At 71.9% G+C, this 17,613-nt stretch carries 13 protein-coding genes; 8 read left to right on the plus strand and 5 right to left on the minus strand.

Annotated features, from left to right (window positions below):
* The first annotated feature begins 56 nt into the window (after positions 1-56).
* Genes EZM51_RS10125 through EZM51_RS10135 form a run of 3 tightly spaced genes read left to right on the plus strand, consistent with a single transcriptional unit; the run spans position 57 to position 2,300 of the window.
* Entirely contained in the window at positions 57-1,547 is a 1,491-nt protein-coding gene (locus EZM51_RS10125) for an MFS transporter (RefSeq protein WP_136708144.1), read from the plus strand.
* Between the two features lie 46 nt (positions 1,548-1,593).
* Complete coding sequence (locus EZM51_RS10130) at positions 1,594-1,866, plus strand: type II toxin-antitoxin system prevent-host-death family antitoxin (protein ID WP_136708145.1); 273 nt, start codon at positions 1,594-1,596, stop codon at positions 1,864-1,866.
* The gene (locus tag EZM51_RS10135; RefSeq protein ID WP_136708146.1) at positions 1,863-2,300 is read left to right on the plus strand and encodes a type II toxin-antitoxin system VapC family toxin; all 438 of its coding nucleotides are present in this window, start codon (positions 1,863-1,865) and stop codon (positions 2,298-2,300) included. The genes EZM51_RS10130 and EZM51_RS10135 overlap by 4 nt, the downstream gene beginning before the upstream one ends.
* Here the strand turns inward: EZM51_RS10135 and EZM51_RS10140 are convergent.
* The 3 genes from EZM51_RS10140 to EZM51_RS10150 are packed head-to-tail and all read right to left on the minus strand — an operon-like array spanning position 2,297 to position 4,751.
* The gene (locus EZM51_RS10140) at positions 2,297-3,508 is read right to left on the minus strand and encodes an AMP-binding protein (RefSeq protein WP_136708147.1); all 1,212 of its coding nucleotides are present in this window, start codon (positions 3,506-3,508) and stop codon (positions 2,297-2,299) included. The two genes, EZM51_RS10135 and EZM51_RS10140, sit on opposite strands and share 4 nt — an antisense overlap.
* Positions 3,509-3,523: 15 nt before the next feature.
* Complete coding sequence (locus tag EZM51_RS10145; RefSeq protein WP_136708148.1) at positions 3,524-4,468, minus strand: 1,4-dihydroxy-2-naphthoyl-CoA synthase; 945 nt, start codon at positions 4,466-4,468, stop codon at positions 3,524-3,526.
* Between the two features lie 55 nt (positions 4,469-4,523).
* Positions 4,524-4,751, minus strand: a complete 228-nt coding sequence (locus EZM51_RS10150) for a hypothetical protein (RefSeq protein ID WP_136708149.1) — start codon at positions 4,749-4,751, stop codon at positions 4,524-4,526.
* 89 nt (positions 4,752-4,840) lie between these two features.
* On the opposite strand from EZM51_RS10150, the gene EZM51_RS10155 reads away from it, so the two are divergent.
* The 3 genes from EZM51_RS10155 to EZM51_RS10165 all read left to right on the plus strand — a co-directional run bounded on the left by EZM51_RS10155 (position 4,841) and on the right by EZM51_RS10165 (position 9,289).
* Positions 4,841-5,860, plus strand: coding sequence for an o-succinylbenzoate synthase (locus tag EZM51_RS10155; RefSeq protein ID WP_136708150.1), 1,020 nt, complete (start codon positions 4,841-4,843; stop codon positions 5,858-5,860).
* Between the two features lie 124 nt (positions 5,861-5,984).
* Entirely contained in the window at positions 5,985-6,233 is a 249-nt protein-coding gene (locus EZM51_RS10160) for a DUF4242 domain-containing protein (RefSeq protein WP_136708151.1), read from the plus strand.
* 62 nt (positions 6,234-6,295) lie between these two features.
* Positions 6,296-9,289 carry a helix-turn-helix transcriptional regulator gene (locus EZM51_RS10165; RefSeq protein WP_136708152.1) on the plus strand — a complete coding sequence of 998 codons (2,994 nt, stop codon included), beginning with the start codon at positions 6,296-6,298 and terminating at the stop codon, positions 9,287-9,289.
* Between the two features lie 62 nt (positions 9,290-9,351).
* Here the strand turns inward: EZM51_RS10165 and pulA are convergent, their stop codons facing one another.
* The gene (gene pulA / locus EZM51_RS10170) at positions 9,352-15,384 is read right to left on the minus strand and encodes a pullulanase-type alpha-1,6-glucosidase (RefSeq protein ID WP_136708153.1); all 6,033 of its coding nucleotides are present in this window, start codon (positions 15,382-15,384) and stop codon (positions 9,352-9,354) included.
* A gap of 191 nt (positions 15,385-15,575) precedes the next feature.
* On the opposite strand from pulA, the gene EZM51_RS10175 reads away from it, so the two are divergent.
* Complete coding sequence (locus EZM51_RS10175) at positions 15,576-16,712, plus strand: epoxide hydrolase (protein WP_136708154.1); 1,137 nt, start codon at positions 15,576-15,578, stop codon at positions 16,710-16,712.
* 83 nt (positions 16,713-16,795) lie between these two features.
* Positions 16,796-17,314: an ACT domain-containing protein gene (locus EZM51_RS10180; protein WP_136708155.1), complete on the plus strand. Its 519-nt coding sequence runs from the start codon at positions 16,796-16,798 to the stop codon at positions 17,312-17,314.
* Between the two features lie 22 nt (positions 17,315-17,336).
* On the opposite strand, the gene EZM51_RS10185 is transcribed toward EZM51_RS10180, so the two are convergent.
* Positions 17,337-17,567, minus strand: a complete 231-nt coding sequence (locus tag EZM51_RS10185; protein ID WP_136708156.1) for a hypothetical protein — start codon at positions 17,565-17,567, stop codon at positions 17,337-17,339.
* Positions 17,568-17,613: the final 46 nt, after the last annotated feature.

Here is a 17,613-nt window from a genome sequence, read left to right on the forward strand (position 1 = left end):
CATACCGAGACAGTTCCGCCTCGGAGACATCCTCAGCATACGAAAGGGCGGCCGGCATGACCACCGCACCACGCCGCGGCCTCGCCATCGGCATCCTCCTCTTCGCCTCGTTCATGGACCTGCTCGACGTCACGATCGTGCAGGTCGCGCTGCCGTCGATCGGCGCCGACCTCGGGGCATCCGACGCGCAACTGGAATGGATCGTGAGCGGCTACATGCTCGCCTTCGCCGTTGCCCTCATCACGGGCGGTCGCCTCGGCGACCTCTACGGCCGCCGGCGCATCTTCCTCCTCGGCATCGCCGGGTTCACGCTCTCGTCGGCCGTCGCCGCAGCCGCATGGTCGGGCGACGCGCTCGTCGTCGCCCGCATCGCGCAGGGGCTCTTCGCGGCGCTCATGGTGCCGCAGCTGCTCGCCTCGGTGCAGGCGCTGTTCACGCCGCGCGAGCGCGCCCCGATGTACGGCCTCATCGGCGCCGTGGCGGGCCTCGCCGCGGTCGCCGGACCCGTGCTCGGCGGCTGGCTCGTCGACGCCGACCTGTGGGGACTCGGCTGGCGCACGGTGTTCCTCATCAACATCCCCGTCGGCATCGTCATCGTCGGGCTGGCAGCCCGGTTCGTGCCCGAGACCCGCTCTCCCCGGCCGATGCGCCTCGACGTCGCCGGGGTGCTGCTGCTCACCGCCGTGGTGCTCGCCTTCATGGTGCCGCTCGTCGAGGGACAGACGCTCGGCTGGCCGGCCTGGCTCTGGCTGCCGGTGATCGCCGGCATCCTGCTGCTCCTCGCCTTCGTCTCCCACGAGCGTCGGCGGATGCGCCGCGATGGCTCGGCGCTCCTGCCCATGCCGCTCTTCGCCGATCGCGGCTTCTCGGCGGGCGTCGTCACGCAGGCTGCGTTCCAGGGCGCGCTCAACGCCTTCACCCTGCCGTTCGTCATCTACCTGCAGGCGGGGCTCGGCTTCGACGCCCTCACCGCGGGCCTCAACCTGCTCGCCTTCAGCCTCGGCGCACTCCTCGGCACGGGCGCGGTCATCCCGCTCGTGCCGCGCGTCGGCAAGTTCCTCGTCACGGCGGGTTCGGTGCTCCTCGCGACGGGCGTGCTCTGGGTGTTCGCCGTCGTCGCCGAGGCGGGCGCCGCGTTCAGCGGGTGGGCGGCGGTCTGGCCGATGCTCCTCGCGGGGTTCGGACTCTCGTTGCTCATCATCCCGCTCATCGACGTCGCGCTGGCCACGGTTCCGGTCGCCGATGCCGGTTCGGCATCGGGTGCGTTCAGCACCTTCCAGCAGCTCGGCGCCGCGACGGGCGTGGCGGTCTCGACGACCGTCTTCTTCACGATCGTCGGCGACGACTTGAGCCGTGAGCACGTGGTGCAGGCCCTGCAGGCCTCGGTCCAGGTGTCGGTCGCCGGCTTCGCCATCGCCGCGCTCGCGAGCCTGCTGCTGCCGAGCCGCCGCCGCGTGCTGGCGCACCTCGACGAGGCGAAGCGGCTGGCCGAGCTCGACGCCGAGCCCGAAGCGGTGGCACGCCAGGCCGCGCCGACGGCGCCGTGACGGGCCGACTCCCGGCGCCTGCGGCGAATGTGGCTATAATCGGCGCATGAATGTGGCTACATCATCGAACGTCGGGATCCGCGAGCTCCGGGACACGCTCAGTCGGCAGCTCGCACGAGTCCGCCAGGGCGAAACGGTCGTCGTGACCGACCACGGCAAGCCGATCGCCCGCATCGTCCCCATCGAAGCCGAGTCGCCGATCGAGCGGATGATCGCCGAGGGCTTCGCCCGGCCGCCGTTGCGTCCGAAAGCCACGCTTCCGACTCCGATCACGGCATCGGGCACCGTCTCCGATCTCATCGCCGAGCAACGGCGGTGATCGCATACCTCGACACGTCGGCGATCATCCCGTTGATCATCGATGAACCCGGCTCTGCCCGCGCCCGGCGCGTGTGGCTCGCGGCCGACGAGGTGGTCGTCAGCCTGCTGGCCTACGTCGAAGCAGCGGCCGCGCTCGCTCGCGCCGAACGGATGGGTCGCCTCGACGCAGACCGGCATCGGGATTCGATGGTCACGCTCGAGCGCCTCTGGGGCTCGGTCGTGGTCGTGGAACCCCGCGAGGACTCGGTGCTCCATGCGGCCGCACTCAGCCGGCGCTTCGGACTCCGAGGGTACGACGCCGTGCACTGCGCGACCGCCGTCGAGGCGGCGAGCGAGGACTTCGTGGCAGTCTCGGGCGATCGGGACCTGATCGCGGCCTGGCGTGAGCTCGGCCTCGCGACCGTCGACACGAACGGCTCCGCGACCCGCTAACTCGAGAGCATCGCGGCGATCGCGCGACGGTCGGGCTTGCCCGACGCGAGGAGCGGCATCCGGTCGACGAACTCGAGCCGCACGGGCCGTGCAGCGGGCGGGAGTCCGGCGGCGTCGGTCGCCCGGGCGAGCGTCGCGAGCGCATCGGATGTCGCGGCGGCTTCCGTTCCCGTCGCGACCACCGCCGGCCGCTCCCCCCACTCGGGATCCGTCACGCGCACCACGACGGCGTCGGCGAAGCCGGGCCGGGCGCGGATCGCCCGCTCGACCTCGCCGAGCGCGACCTTCACCCCGCCCGAGATGATCACGTCGTCGGCGCGCCCGAGGATGCGCAGCGTGCCGTCGTGCTCGATGCGACCGAGATCCCCGGTGCGATACCAGCGCGTTCCATCGGCGTCGGCCACGAAGGCGGCCGCGGTGCGCTCGGGGTCGCCGAGGTATCCGTCGGCGAGCATCGGCCCGGTCAGCTCGACGAGGCCATCGACGATGCGCGCACCCACGCCGTCGAGCGGACGCCCGTCGTAGACGCATCCGCCCGACGTCTCGCTGGAACCGTACGTGCGGGTTACCCGCGCGCCGAGCACGTCGGCGGCGACGATGAGCGACGGCGGCGCGGCCTGGCCGCCGAGCAGGATCCGGTCGAACGAGCGCAGCGCCTCGGCGATGCGGCGGTCGGACTCGGCCGCGTCGACGAGGCGGCCGAGCTGCACCGGCACGAGCGAGGTGTACCGGGGTCGCCGCCGGTCCAGCCGTGCGGATGCCGCAGCGAACGCGGCCGGGTCGAAGTGCTCGCCGCCGACCAGGACGGGTTCGGTGCCCGCGACGATGGATCGCACGAGCACCTGGGCGCCCGCGATGTAGTGCGCAGGCAGGGCGAGGAGCCACTGCCCGGGCCCGTCGAGTGCTGCCGCCGTCGCCGCCGCGCTCGCGCGCAGCGCGGCCGCCGAGAGCAGCACGCGCTTCGGGGCATCCGTCGACCCGCTCGTCTCCACGACGAGCGCGACGCCGTCGTCGACCTGTTCCCTCTCCCGCCGAGTGTTGACGTTCCCCCGGTCCGGCGCCGCGGCAGCGTCATCACTCGACGGGAACGTCAACACTCGCAAGGCGGGGTCGACCGGCCAGACGGCGGGCCCGCCGTCGAGCGCGACGCGGAGCGCACGGCTCACCGCCGCGACATCCGAGGCCGCAACCTGATTGACGGGTTTCATTTCGAGCCCAGCGGATCAGAAGTGCCATGGGTACGGGCCCCAGTCGGGCTCGCGCTTCTCGAGGAACGCGTCGCGGCCCTCGACGGCCTCGTCGGTGCCGTAGGCGAGCCTGGTCGCCTCGCCCGCGAACACCTGCTGGCCGACCATGCCGTCGTCGACCGCGTTGAACGCGAACTTCAGCATGCGGATCGCCGTCGGCGACTTCGTGAGGATGGTGCGCGCCATCGCGATCGCCTCGCGCTCGAGGTCGGCGTGCGGCACGACCCGGTTCACCGCGCCCATCTCGTAGGCGCGCTCGGCCGAGTACTCCTCGGCGAGGAAGAACACCTCGCGCGCGAACTTCTGGCCGATCTGGCGCGCGAAGTACGCCGACCCGTAGCCGGCGTCGAAGCTGCCGACGTCGGCATCCGTCTGCTTGAACCGGCCGTGCTCGCGGCTCGCGATCGTGAGGTCGCACACGACGTGCAGCGAGTGGCCGCCGCCCGCCGCCCACCCCGGCACGACCGCGATGACGACCTTCGGCATGAAGCGGATGAGCCGCTGCACCTCGAGGATGTGCAGGCGCCCGACCGCGGCGTGGCTGCCGTGCGAACCGCCTGCGCCCTCGACGATCGCCGTCTCAGCGTCGGAGTACTTGTACCCGTCGCGCCCGCGGATGCGCTGGTCGCCGCCGGAGCAGAACGCCCAGCCGCCGTCCTTCTCGCTCGGCCCGTTGCCCGTGAGCAGCACGACGCCGATCCGGGGGTTCGTGCGCGCGTCCTCGAGCGCGCGGTAGAGCTCGTCGACCGTCTGCGGCCGGAACGCGTTGCGCACCTCGGGACGGTCGAACGCGATGCGGGCGATGCGCCCGTCGGCGGAGTGGTGGTACGTGATGTCGGTGAAACCGCCAGAGCCGGTGACGGATGCCGCGGCATCCGTCCACTCGCTCGCGTCGAACAGTTCGGAGACCTGGCGTGCCATGCGCCCAGCCTATTCCCGGCGGTCGGGGCATCCGCTCGCGCGGTCGACCGGTCGTTCAGGTCGCGACGCCGGGCGCCGCGGGCGCCGGACCGCCGGTGAGCAACGACACCACGGCGGCGTAGACGATCGACCCCACCCAGACGGCGCCGTAGGTGAGCGGGATGAGCGCGGCGACGACGACCACGAGGCCGATGACGGCGATCGCGACGTTGCGTCCGGCGGAGTCGCGCACCTCGGTGTCTTCAGCGGCCTCGACGCCGAGCGTGGCGAATTCGTCGGACATGTGCACCCCCAGGTCGGTACACGGTAGCAGGTGGCGACTCCGGTTTCCCGGGGGCGCGAACGGATGCCGCGGGGTGACACGATGGGAGGGTGACCGACGACGCCGCACCGCAGCCGCACCTCGACGAGCTCCTGTCCACCGCGCGCGTCGTCGCGCTCCCGCTCGTCACGCGGTTCCGCGGCATCGACGTGCGGGAGGCGCTCCTCGTGCAGGGGCCGCAGGGTTGGACCGAGTTCTCGCCGTTCGCCGAGTACGACGACGACGAGGCATCCGCCTGGCTCGCCGCCGCCATCGACTACGGCTGGAACGCGCCGCCGCCCGCCCTCCGCGACCGGATCCCCGTGAACGCGACGGTGCCGGCGGTCGATCCCGACAGCGTGCCGGCGGTGCTCGCGCGATTCCCGGGATGCCGCACGGCGAAGGTCAAGGTCGCGGGCGGCGACCAGCCCCTGTCGGCGGATGTCGCGCGGGTGCGCGCCGTGCGCGAGGCGCTCGGCGCCGAGGGACGCATCCGCGTCGACGCGAACGGGGGCTGGAACGTCGACGAGGCCGAGCACGCCATCCATGCCCTCGCGCCGTTCGACCTCGAGTACGTCGAGCAGCCGTGCCCGAGCGTCGAGGAGCTCGCCGAGATCCGCCGTCGCACCAAGTACATGGGCATCCCCATCGCGGCGGACGAGAGCGTGCGCCGCGCCGACGATCCGCTCGCCGTCGCCGAGGCCGGCGCCGCCGACCTCCTCGTCATCAAGGCGCAACCGCTCGGCGGCATCCGCCGGGCCCTCGACATCGTCGCGCGAGCCGGCCTGCCGGTCGTGGTCTCGAGCGCGCTGGACACGAGCGTGGGCCTCGCGATGGGCGCGCAGCTCGCGGCATCCGTGCCCGACCTCGACTACGACTGCGGCCTCGGCACCGCATCGCTGCTGGCGGCGGATGTCACGCGCGACCCGCTCGTGCCCGAGGGCGGGTCGATCGGGGTGCGGCGGGTCGACCCCGACCCCGAGCTGCTCGACCGGTACGCGGCCGGGCCCGAGCGCACCGAGTGGTGGATCGAGCGGCTCGGGCGGGCGTACGCCGTGCTGGAGGCCGCACGCTCGGGCGTCGCCGACTGACCCGGGCCGACGGGAATTGCGTGGTCGAGGCATCCGGAACTGCGTGGTTCCCCGTAACGGCCCCGACGGCCCGCCCTCCACGCTGGTGGTATCACCAACCCGCCAACAACCACAGGAGGATGAAATGGCACTCTTCATGGATGTCCACGACCGGGTCGAGGGGCTCACCGCCGATGCGGTGGCCGGCGCCCACGCCAAGGACCTCGAGGTCCAGGGCCGCTACGGCGTCGACTACCGCCAGTACTGGTTCGACGAGGGGTCGGGCAAGGTGTTCTGCCTCGTCGACGCCCCCGACGCCGAAGCCGCGGCCCAGGTGCATCGCGAGGCGCACGGGCTGGTCGCCGACCAGCTCGTTCCGGTCCAGGAGGGGTGATCCCGGCAGCCGAGATCACGATTTCGGCCCGAGGATTCCTCGAATCGGGGGATAATCCAGATATGGCGATGACCGGTGAGGTCACGACGAATCGCGCCACCAGTCGACAGCTGGTCGGCCGCGAGCGTGAACTCGCGCGGCTGGAGGCCCTGCTCGCCGATGCGACCGCCGACCACTCGGTGCAGACAGTCTTCGTCGAGGGCGAGGCGGGGGTCGGCAAGACACGCACCGTGCAGGAGTTCGCGTCCCGGGCCACGGCCCGGGGCGCGAACGTCCTCGTCGGGCGCTGCGTCGCGTACGGAGAGCAGATCCTGCCGTACGCGCCGCTCGTGGAGTTGCTCACCGACCTCGTGCGGCGACGCGGCGCCGCGGAGGTCGTCCGGCTCGCCGGACACGCGGCGCCCGAGTTGGCCAGGTGGATCCCGGCCCTGGCCGATTCCATGCCCGTCCCCGAGCCCACCCGAGCGAGCGCGAGCCTGCTGTTCCGAGCGGTGAGCGCGGTGATCGACGGGCTCGGCGTCGAAGCTCCCGTGATCGTGATCGTCGAGGACCTGCACTGGGCCGACCGGTCGACGCTCGAACTCATCACGCTCCTCGGCGGCCACCTGCGCGGCGACACGTTGCTGGTCTTCACCGTTCGCACCGACGAGCCGCCGCACGACGTCGCGGTGACGCGGTTCATCGCCGAGTCCGGCCGTCGGTCGGGCCGGCACGTCGTGCTCGGACGCCTGACCCGCGACGAGCAGGCACTGCAGCTCAGCGACATCCTCGGCATCCCGCCGCACCGGGCGCTGCTCGACGACATCTACGGACGAGCCGAGGGCAATCCGTTCTTCGCCGAGGAACTGCTGGTGCTGGGCTCGGGCGGAGACCTTCCCGCCACCATCCGCGACCTGCTGCTCGCGAGGCTCGAGGAGCTGGCACCCGCGACGCGGCAGGCATTGCGCGCCGCGTCCGTCATCGGACGCCGGGTGCCGCACCGCCTGCTCGAACACGTCGCCGACGTGCCGGCCCCGGCGCTCGACGCCGCCCTGCGTCCAGCGGTCGAGCACCACGTGCTGCTCACCGAGACCGGCGACGGCGGCGCGTACGTGTTCCGTCACGCACTCCTCCAGGAGGCGATCGCCGGAGGGCTCCTCCCCGGCGAGGCGGCCCGACTCCACCGGCGGGTCGCCGAGACGCTGTCCGACCGACCCGAACTCGCGGGCGATCCCGGGTCGGTGCCCGGCCGGATCGCGCGCCACTGGGACGCGGCCGGCGACGCGCCGCGCGCCCTGACCGCGGCGGTGGACGCCGCCCGGGCGGCCGCCCGCGCGCTGGCGTTCAGCGAGTCGCTCTCGCATTACGAGCGTGCGGTCACCCTTCTCGACACGTTGCCCGACGAGGACGTGCACCTCGACGCACCCTGCTACAAGGTACTGTGGTCGGCCGCCGAGGTCGCGCACCTCGCGGCGTGCCCCGAGCGGGCCGCCGAGCTGGTGCGCCGCGCCATCGCGGCCGTCGACCCCGCCGAGCAGCACCACCACGGGTACCTGCACGAGCGTCTCGGACGCTACCTGTGGATGGCCGCCGAAGGCGAGGACGCCCTCGTCGCGTACGAGCGCGCCGTCGAGCTGGTGCCGGCCGAACCGGTCACCTCGTGGCGGGCCGCCGTGCTCAGCGGCTATTCGCAGGTGCTCATGCTGGCCGGCCGCTTCGAGGAGTCGGCCCCGGTCGCCCGCCAAGCCATCGCAATCGCCCGGCAGGTGGGAGCCCGGTCGGTCGAAGGTCACGCCCGCAACAACCTCGGGGTCGACCTGTCGTATCTCGGCGAGCTCGAGGAGGGCATCGCCGAACTCCGAACGGCCCGGCGCATCGCCGAGGAGGAGTTCGAGGACGTCGACGACATCGCCCGCGCCATCGTCAACCTGCACTCCGCGCTGTACGACGCCGGGCGCATGACCGAGGCGGCGAACGTGGCGATCGACGGGATCGACATCGTGGAGGGTCTTGGCCTGCGGGAGCGCAAGGGCGTCTGGTGCCGATGCGACGCGGCCGAGGCACTCCTGCAACTCGGCCGCAACACCGAGGCGACGCAGCTCCTCGACGAAGCCGACGCCCTGCAACCGGCCGGCGTCGACGCCGTGCGCGTCGACCTCATCCGCGGCCGGCTCCTGTTCCGGCTGGGCGACCTCGACGGCGCTCGCTCCCGACTCGACGCGGCACGGCACGCGGGCGCCCGGTTGATCGACACCCAGCTGCTCGGGCCGCTCTACGCGACGCTCGTCGAGGTCCTCGCCGCCCAGGGCCGGTTCGACGAGGCGCTGGCGATGGCGGAGCAGGGGCGGGAGAAGCTCCGTCACGACGAGCACGCCGTCTTCTCGGTGCCGCTGTTCGCCGCGGCCGCGGCTGCCACAGCCGCTGCCGCCTCCGGTTCCGCAGCGATCGCGACGGATTCGCGCGACTCGCGCGCCGACATCGACGAGGTGCGGAGTTGGGTCGTCCGGTCTGCCGAGGCGCTCTCGCGTTCACGTTCGGTGAACCCGGTCGCCAGCGCCGACCACGCGGTCGCGCAGTGCGAGCTGACGGATGCCTCGGGCCACGCGGATGCCGAAGCGTGGCTCGCCGCGGCCGAGGGGTGGCAGGACCTGCAGAACCCGTTCCGCGAGATACAGGCGCGGCTGCGGGCGACGGCGGCGATGCTCGCGAACGGCGGGGATCGGGCGTCGGCCGCCCACGAGTTGCGCACCGCATGGACGACGGCCGACCGGATCGGTGCTGCGCACCTCCACCGCCTCGCCGAGGACGTGGCGAAGCGGGCCCGGATCACGCTGCGCGAGGATCCGCCCGACTCGAGCGACGACCCGTATCACCTCACCCGCCGCGAGCGCGATGTGCTCGCCCTCGTCGCGGAGGGGCTGACGGATCGGGCCATCGGAGACCGGCTCTTCATCAGCCACCGCACGGTGGAGCGGCACGTGTCCAACCTGCTCGCGAAGCTGGGCGCCGCCCGGCGCTCCGAGCTCACGGCCATCGCCCACCGTGCGGGACTCGCCGACCGCGAGCCCGTGGGGTGAGGGGGCACCCGCGACGGGCACCCGTGGGGTGAGGGGGCACTCCCCACCCCACGGGCGGCGCGCTACCAGAGCACGATCACGATGGGCACCGACTGCGAGTCGGCGTACCCCTCGCCACCGTCGAACGTGACCGTCAACACGTGCAGGCCCGCGTCGAGCTTCGGCAGTTTGACCTTGAACCCGCCGTCGGCGTCGGTGCCGAGAAGCGCCGTCGCGACGGCGTCATCGCCGTCGAACACCGTGACCGTGCCCACCGGCTCGGTCCCGTCGGCGGCCGACACCTGACCCGTCAGCTTCACCGAAGACCCGGCCTTCGCGAACACCTTGTTCGGCACCGCGATCACCGAGGTGGCGGTCGCCGGCGGCTCCTGCTCGTCGACGAGCACCGCCGCAGTACGCGCGGGCAGCGTGAGCGACCCGGTCGCGGCATCCCATTCCGTGGTCTTCACCACGGGATCGGCGCCGTTCGCCAGCGCGTCGGCCAGTTCGAACGACCGGCCCGCGAGCCCGTCGACGGTCTCGGTCACCGCGTCGGGCGACGCGTTGAACACCACGAGCGCCCCTTCCAGCGACGGGTCGACGTCCTCGCCGACGAGGTCGTCGATGAGCATCACGATGAGCCCGTCCGTGGCATCCGCCCCGCTGTTCGGGAACGACACCTTCTCGTTGATCAGCTCCGCCGAGCCCAGCTGCAGCAGGTCGACCGACGAGCGCACGCGCAGCAGGTCGAGCGCGGATGCCTCGGCCGCGGCGATGTCGTCGGCGCCGGGCTCGAGCGCCGGGTCGGCGAGGAGCGGCGCCATGGACGGCCAGTTGTCCTCGTTGTCGGCCGCCATGGGCAGGCCCGAGCCGAAGGTCGACTCCTGGCCGGTCCAGTCGATGCGGTTGAACCAGTCGCCCGAGTTGTAGCTGTTGCGATCGAGCGACTTCGAGCGCAGCAACTCCGTTCCGGCGTGCCAGAACGACGGCGACTGCGAGAACGTCACGGTCGCGAGCGACAGCGTGTTCATGCGGATGCGGTCGGCCATCGACGTGTCGACGGGCAGCTTCAGCACGCCGAGGTCGTAGAGCGTCTCGTTGTCGTGCGCGTCGACGTAGTTGATGACCTCGTCGGGCTGGTCGGCGTACCCGGCCGGCGAGCCGTTGTAGTCGACGTCGGCGCCCGTCTTCAGCACGCCGTCGGAGCCGACGAGCTCGACGTCGCGAAGGTTGCCCGCGAGGCCGACCTTCACGAGGTCGGTCTGCTGACCGAGGTCGCGCGTGCCGTCGCGCACGGGGTGACCGTTCGGGTCGCCGGCGAGGCCGGTGCCGAAGCCCTGGTCGAAGATCGACTCGCCCACCACCGGGCTGCCGCCGTGCACGCCGTCGCGCAGCCGGTCGTTGAACGTGCCGATTCCGGTGCCGCCGAGCTGGCCCTGCGTCGCCTGCTCGAAGCGCGCGTTGTTCGCGACCTCGCCGAAGTTCCAGCCCTCGCCGTAGAGGTACACGGCCGACCCGTCGACGCCGTCGTCCTCGAGCGTGAGCTCGTCGAGCGCGGCCCGCACCGCGAGCATGTTGTCGCGGGAGTGGTGGCCCATGAGGTCGAAGCGGAATCCGTCGACCTTGTACTCGGTCGTCCACAGCACCACCGAGTCGACCATGAGCTTCTCGGCGACCTCGTGCTCGGTCGCGATGTTCTGGCAGCACGTCGAGGTCTCGACGGCACCGAGGGCGTTCAGGCGCTGGTAGTAGCCGGGCACGATGCGGTCGAGCACCGACTTCTCGCCCTGGCCGGATGCCGCGGTGTGGTTGTACACCTCGTCGAGCACGACCTGCAGGCCCATGTCGTGCAGCGCCCCGACCATCTCACGGAACTCGCCGATGCGCGCGCCGCCGTTCGGGTCCACCGCGTAGGAGCCCTCGGGCGCCTGGAAGTGGAACGGGTCGTAGCCCCAGTTGAAGCCGTCGAGGTCGCGGATCGCGTCGATGCACGCCTGCTGCTCGGGCGACGCCGGCCCGAACGACGCGAGGTCGCAGGCCGGGGTCGCCTGTGCGGCCCGGTCCTCCTCGATCGTGGCGATGTCGAACGTCGGCAGCAGGTGCACCGTGTTGATGCCGGCCTCTGCGAGTTCGCGCAGCTGCGCGGTGCCCGCGCTCTCGCGCGTGAACGCGCGGTAGGTGCCGCGCTCCGCCTCGGGCACCGACTCGTCGGTGATCGAGAAGTCGCGCACGTGCAGCTCGTAGATGGCGCGGTCGACCGCGCGCTCGACGACGGGTGCCGGCGTCTCCTCCCACTGCTCGGGCACGAGCGACTCGTCGTCGAGGTCGACGATGACCGTGCGCGCCGAATTCGTCGTGAGGGCCACGGAGTACGGGTCGGTCACCGAGTTCGTCTCGATCGCCCCCGTCGTCGGCGCGTACACCTGCACCGACCAGCGGTACTCGTCGCCGACCGACGGGCCGTCGACGCTCCACGTGCCGTCGGCGGCGTTCCAGTCGGCGGGGATCAGGTTCGGGTCGCCCACGCCGCCCGACGGCCACACCTCGAGGGACACCTGCTGCGCGGTCGGCGCCCAGAGTCGCAGCGTCGACTCCATGCCGGTCACGGAGGCGCCGAGGGGCACGGATGCCACGGCGTCGGCGTAGAGGTCGTCGAGCACGCCGGGCACCTGCACGCCGGTGAACGCGGTGAGGGCGGCATCCGTCGTCTGCGACACCGCGAGCTGCTCGGTGAGGAGTTGCTGCACGGCGGCGCGGTCGAGCCCGACCGGGTGCAGCGCGAGGAAGCCCTCGAGGTGCGGGAACTTCGCCAGCTGCGCGTCGGTGAGACCGGCCGGGTCGAACGCGAGCTCGACCGAGCCATCGCTGCCGGTGACGGCGCCGTCGGCGACGGCGAGCGCGGCGGTCGCCGAGTGCTCGAGCGTCCAGGCTGCCGAGTCGGCGGATGCCCCGCCGAGCAGTTCGGCCGGCCAGGCGAGCGTCTGCTCGTCGACCCAGTGCGCCCGCGACTGTCCCGTGCCCGCCAGCGGCGGATCGGTCACGATGATCTCGAGCACGTGCGTTGCGAGGGTGTAGCGGAACTCGACGAGCTTGCCGTCGGTCGCGGTGAACGCGTAGTTCGCGCCGCCGGGCGCACCGCCGACGCCGTAGTTCTCGTCCCAGCTGAGGCCGTGCGCGACCTTCACCTCGTAGTTGCCGCCCGGGATCGACGACGTGGCGAACGTGGAGACGCCGTCCTTGTCGCCGTCCTGCATGAGCGACGCGAGGCAATCGGGCTGCCAGTCGCCGGGGCATCCGATCTCCGACTGGAAGCTGCCCGGCAGGGTCACGACCGGCCCCTCGGCCGTGGAGGACGCGACCTTCGTGTTCGGGTTCCAGTAGAACGTGATCGGCCCGCCCGGGTGCGAGTAGGCGATGTTCGGGCCGTTCTGCTCGCCGTTGGCGCCGTAGTTCAGGTCCCAGCTGCCGTTGAGCGCGACCTTGTACTCGTAGTCGCCCGCGGGCAGGTCGAACGTGCCGGCGTAGATGCCGTCGGCGCGCAGCGTGAGCTTCGCGGCCTCGCAGCCCGGCGTCCAGTCGCCGGGGCAGCCCATCTCGGAGTTGTGCGAGCCGGGCACCGTGACGAGGTCGATCGGCGGTTCGGGCTCCTCCTCCACGATCAGGTTCACGGCGTTGCCGACCGACGCGTAGGTCGACGCCGCGGCGCGGCTGCCCGCGGCATCCGTCGACACCGCGCGGTACTCGAGCAGCGTGCCCTGGGCGAGCCCGGCCGTGTCGTGGAAGACGCGCGGGGTGGTGTCCTCGGCGGTGCCGAGCACCTGCCATGCGTCGTCACCCGCGCCGGCGACGCGCCACGCGAAGCTCGTCTCCTGCCAGGTGGCGTCGTCGACGTCGGCGGCGACGGGGGTCACGCCGGTCACCCCGGCGCCCGCGACCGGCACGTCGACCGAGATGGCGGATGCCGCGACCGGGGCCGTCACCTGCCGGTCGGCCTTCCACACCACCGCGCCGAGCGGCGGCACCGTCACCGACACGACGCCCGTGGCATCCGCCGTGACCGCCTGGCCGTCGCCGTAGAGCACCTGGAATGCGCCGTCGCCCGTGAGCGTGGGCACCTCGACCGTGCGGGGTTCGTTCGCGTTGTTCGCCGCCACGAGGTATTCGACCCGCTCGGTGCGGTCGACGCGCGAGAACGCGTAGACGCCCGCGCCGTCGTCGACGTAGCGCTCGACCTGGGCGCCGGTCGCGAGCGCCGGGTGGGCCGCGCGCAGGTCGGCGAGCGTGGCGATGTGCTGGTAGAGCGGGGCGTCGGTGCCGAAGCGGTCGACGCTGCCCGCGGTCTCGCCCGTGACGAGCGGCTGGTTCTGGTACTCGGCGACCTGGCTCGCGAAGAGGGTCTGCCGCGCGCTCTTGTCTCCGCCGATGCCCGCGAAGCCCTGCTCGTCGCCGTAGTAGACCACGGGCTGGCCGCGCGTCAGGAAGAGCAGCTCGTGGGCGAGCTCGTCGCGCGCGAGCGGTGCATCCGTCGACTGCAGCATGTAGCCCACGCGGCCCATGTCGTGGTTGCCGAGGAACGTCGGCAGCGCCGTGGCCGACGAGTCGGGTGTCGTGTAGTAGTCGTCGCCCGCGAAGAGCGACTGCAGGTTCTTCGCCGAGTTTCCGGCCGCGAAGCTGACCGCCTGCGACTGGAACGTGAAGTCGAGCACCGAGTTCATGTCGGTGTTGCGCACGTATGGGCTGAGCTTGGCCGGGTCGGCGTCGTAGACCTCGCCGAACATGAAGAAGTCGGGCTTGCCGGCGGCGTGCGCGTAGTCGAGCACCTGCGTCGACCACTGCTCCCAGAACTCGAGGTTCACGTGCTTGGCGGTGTCGATGCGGAAGCCGTCGATGCCGAGGTCGATCCACGCCTGGTACACGTCGACGAAGCCGTTCACGACGGTCGGATGCTCCGTCATGAGGTCGTCGAGCCCGTCGAAGTCGCCGAGCGTGACCGATTCGCCCTCCCACGTGGTGTTGCCGCGGTTGTGGTAGAGCGTCGGGTCGTTGAGCCAGGCCGGCGCCTTCAGGTCCGCGTCCTCGGGCGCGACGGTGGGCGTGTACGGGAAGCTCGTCGCCGCGTCGAGCGGCGGGAACGGCTGGGACCCGTCGGCGTAGTCGGCCGGGTCGAAGGCGTTGCCGTCGGCGTCGACGTAGGCCTCGGTGGCCTGGTCGACGTAGTCGTACTGGCCCTCGGCGTAGTCGATGACATCGGCCGTGTGGTTGGTGATGATGTCGAAGTAGACCTTGATGCCGCGGGCGTGCGCGTCGGCGATGAGCGCCTCGAGCTCGGCGTTGGTGCCGAGGTGCGGGTCGATCTGGGTGAAGTCGGTGATCCAGTAGCCGTGGTAGCCGGCGCTCGCGTTCGCGCCGGTGCCCTGCACCGGGCGGTTCTTGAAGCTCGGGGTGAGCCAGATGGCGGTGGTACCGAGGCCGTCGATGTAGTCGAGCTGCGAGTGCAGGCCGGCGAGGTCGCCGCCGTTGTAGAAGCCCTTGTCGGTGGGGTCGTAGCCCGTCGTGAGGCGATCGCCGGTGAGCCCGCCCTCGTCGTTGGCGGTGTCGCCGTTCGCGAACCGGTCGGTCATCACGAAGTAGAACACCTCGTCGCTGCCCGGCTGGCGCACCGGGTCGGCCACGAGGGCGGCGTCGGATGCCTCGTCGTACGCGCCGCGCAGGCCGGTCGCCTCGAGACCCACGCGCTTCAGGTTGTCGTCGAAGACCACGCGCACCGGGGTGTCGCCGGCGACCGTGAGCGGGATGTTGTCGCCGCCGCCGTCCAGCCCGTAGGACTCGTCCCAGGCGTCGTTCACCGCGACCTTGTACTGCCAGGAGCCGGCCGGGATCGTGAACTCGGCCGCGAACACCCCGGCCGTGCCGGTGGCGATGAGCTCGGTCTCGGCGCAGTCGGGCGACCAGTCGGCGGGGCATCCGAGCTCGGACTGCAGGTCGCCCACGAGGGCGAACGTGCGAGGCTCCTCGGCCGCGGCCGGCATCGCCACGCCCGCGACGGCGGCCGAGGCCGCGAGCACCCCCGACACCGCGAGAGCGAACCAGCTTCGGACCCGAGCGCGTTGCGTCATCCTTGACTCCCCGATTTCCGGCACGACCGCGTGCCACCGACGTTGCTCGTGACCGTAGCAGCGCCCGTCGCATGAATGCAAGCGCTTACAGGTGGGAGGCGGTGAAATGGCGCACGTCGGACTCCGTGGAGCCGCACGTTGTGGAAACGCTCTCAATCGTCCTCGATCGTGGGCGCGCGCGATAATCGAACATGGCCAGCGCTCACCGCTCCGCCCCGATCCACGTCGCCGAGGACGAGCTCGCCGAGCTTCGCGAGCGCCTCCGCCGCACGAGGTGGCCGGAGCCGCTTCCGGCGGAGCCCTGGGCGGCCGGCACCGATCTCACGGCCCTCCGCGACCTCTGCCGCGTCTGGGCGGAGGCGTACGACTGGCGTCCGCACGAGGAGTGGCTGAACGGCCTCGACCCGATCGCGGTGCCGGTCGACGGCGTCGACCTGCACGTCTTCCGCGCGCCGTCGGGCAGGGCCGACGCGATCCCGCTGCTGCTCATCCACGGGTGGCCCGGCTCGATCGTCGAGTTCCGCCACGTCATCGAGCCGCTAACGAACCCGGCTGCTGGTCAGGCGGGATTCGACCTGATCATGCCGTCGCTGCCGGGCTTCGGCTTCGGCGGCAAGCCCGCCGAGCCCGGCTGGGGCGTCACTCGCATCGCCGAGGCGCTGCATACCCTCATGGTCACCGAGCTCGGCCACGCACGCTACGGCGTCGCCGGAGGCGACTGGGGCGCGATCATCGGCTCGCGGCTCGCACAGCTCCACGCCGACGCCGTGATCGGCTTCCACACCAACCTGCCGCTGCTCGGCGTGCACCGGAACGCCTCATGGGCCGACGGCGCCGACGAGCACGAGCGCGAGCTCCTCGCACGCTGGGACGAGACGGATGCCACCGGCCGCGGGTACGCCCAACTCCAGTCGACGAAGCCGCAGTCGCTCGCGGTGGCGCAGACCGACTCCCCCGCGGGCCTCGCCGCCTGGATCCTCGAGAAGTTCGAGGCGTGGAGCGACGGCGGGCTCAGCGCGTTCTCCACCGACGACCTGCTGACGAACCTGATGTTCTACTGGATCCCGCGCTCGGTCGCGTCGTCGTCGATGATCTACTACGAGTCGCGGCTCGACCCCGAGGGGCGCGTGCACCCCGTTCCGGAGGTGCCGACCGCGGCGGCCGTGTTCCCGGCCGAGATCAATCCGGCGACGAGGCGTTGGGTCGAGCCGAACTACCGTCTGGTGCGCTATACCGAGCTGCGGCGCGGAGGGCACTTCGCGGCGCTCGAGCAGCCCGGGCTGTACGCCCGCGACCTCGGCGAGTTCTTCGCGGGCCTCGGCCACTGAGCACGGACGCAGGGCACTGAGCACGGGCGCCGGGTTCTGTCACGGGGTCGACCGCAACGCCCGCGCCGTGGTTTGATGCCCCCATGTCCACACTCGTGCTCACCGTCATCGGAGACGACCGGGCCGGATTCGTCGAGACGCTCGCCGAGGTCATCACCGCCCACGGCGGGAACTGGGAGCAGAGCCGGATGGCCGAGCTCGCCGGCCAGTTCGCGGGGATCGTGGTGGTGACCGTGCCGAGCGAGCGCGCCGACGAACTCCGGGCCGCGCTCGACGGGCTCGAGGGGCTCATGGACGTGACCGCGCATCCGGGCGTCGAGGAGCCGGCGCCGCCCGAGACGTGGTCGCACCTGAGCATCGACCTCATCGGCAGCGACCACCCGGGCATCGTCCGGGACGTGTCGGCGGCCCTCGCGCGGCACGGACTCAGTATCGAGTCCATGGCGACCGAGCGCCGTGATGCCCCGATGTCGGGAGGTCGGCTGTTCGAGGCGCACCTGCTCGTGCGCGTGCCTCCCGACGTCGACCCGGCCGACGTGCGCGACGACCTCGATCGCGCCGCCGGCGAGCTGTTCGTCGACCTCACGGTCGGCGAGGCCTGAGCGCCGCATCGACGCTCAGGCGTCAGAGGTTGCGGGCGAGCATGAGGTCGCGCTGGAGCTCGGTGCGCAGACGGTCGGCCTCGCGCCGACGTTCGTGCAGTTCGGCGAGTTGCTCGCGACTGCCGCGCCGCTCCGCCCTCCTGCTCCACGCCACGAGCGCCAGCCCGGCACGAAGCGAGATGCGCTCGATGAACGAGGCGTCTCGGTGCGGTACGACCGGCACCGAGCCGGTCGCGATGAGTGGGGTGGGCATGATGACTCCTGGGATTCGTGTGCTGACCCGTTCCGGGGCCTGACTC

Origin of the sequence: Agromyces sp. H66 (genome assembly GCF_004959775.1) — a bacterium.
GTDB lineage: Bacteria > Actinomycetota > Actinomycetes > Actinomycetales > Microbacteriaceae > Agromyces.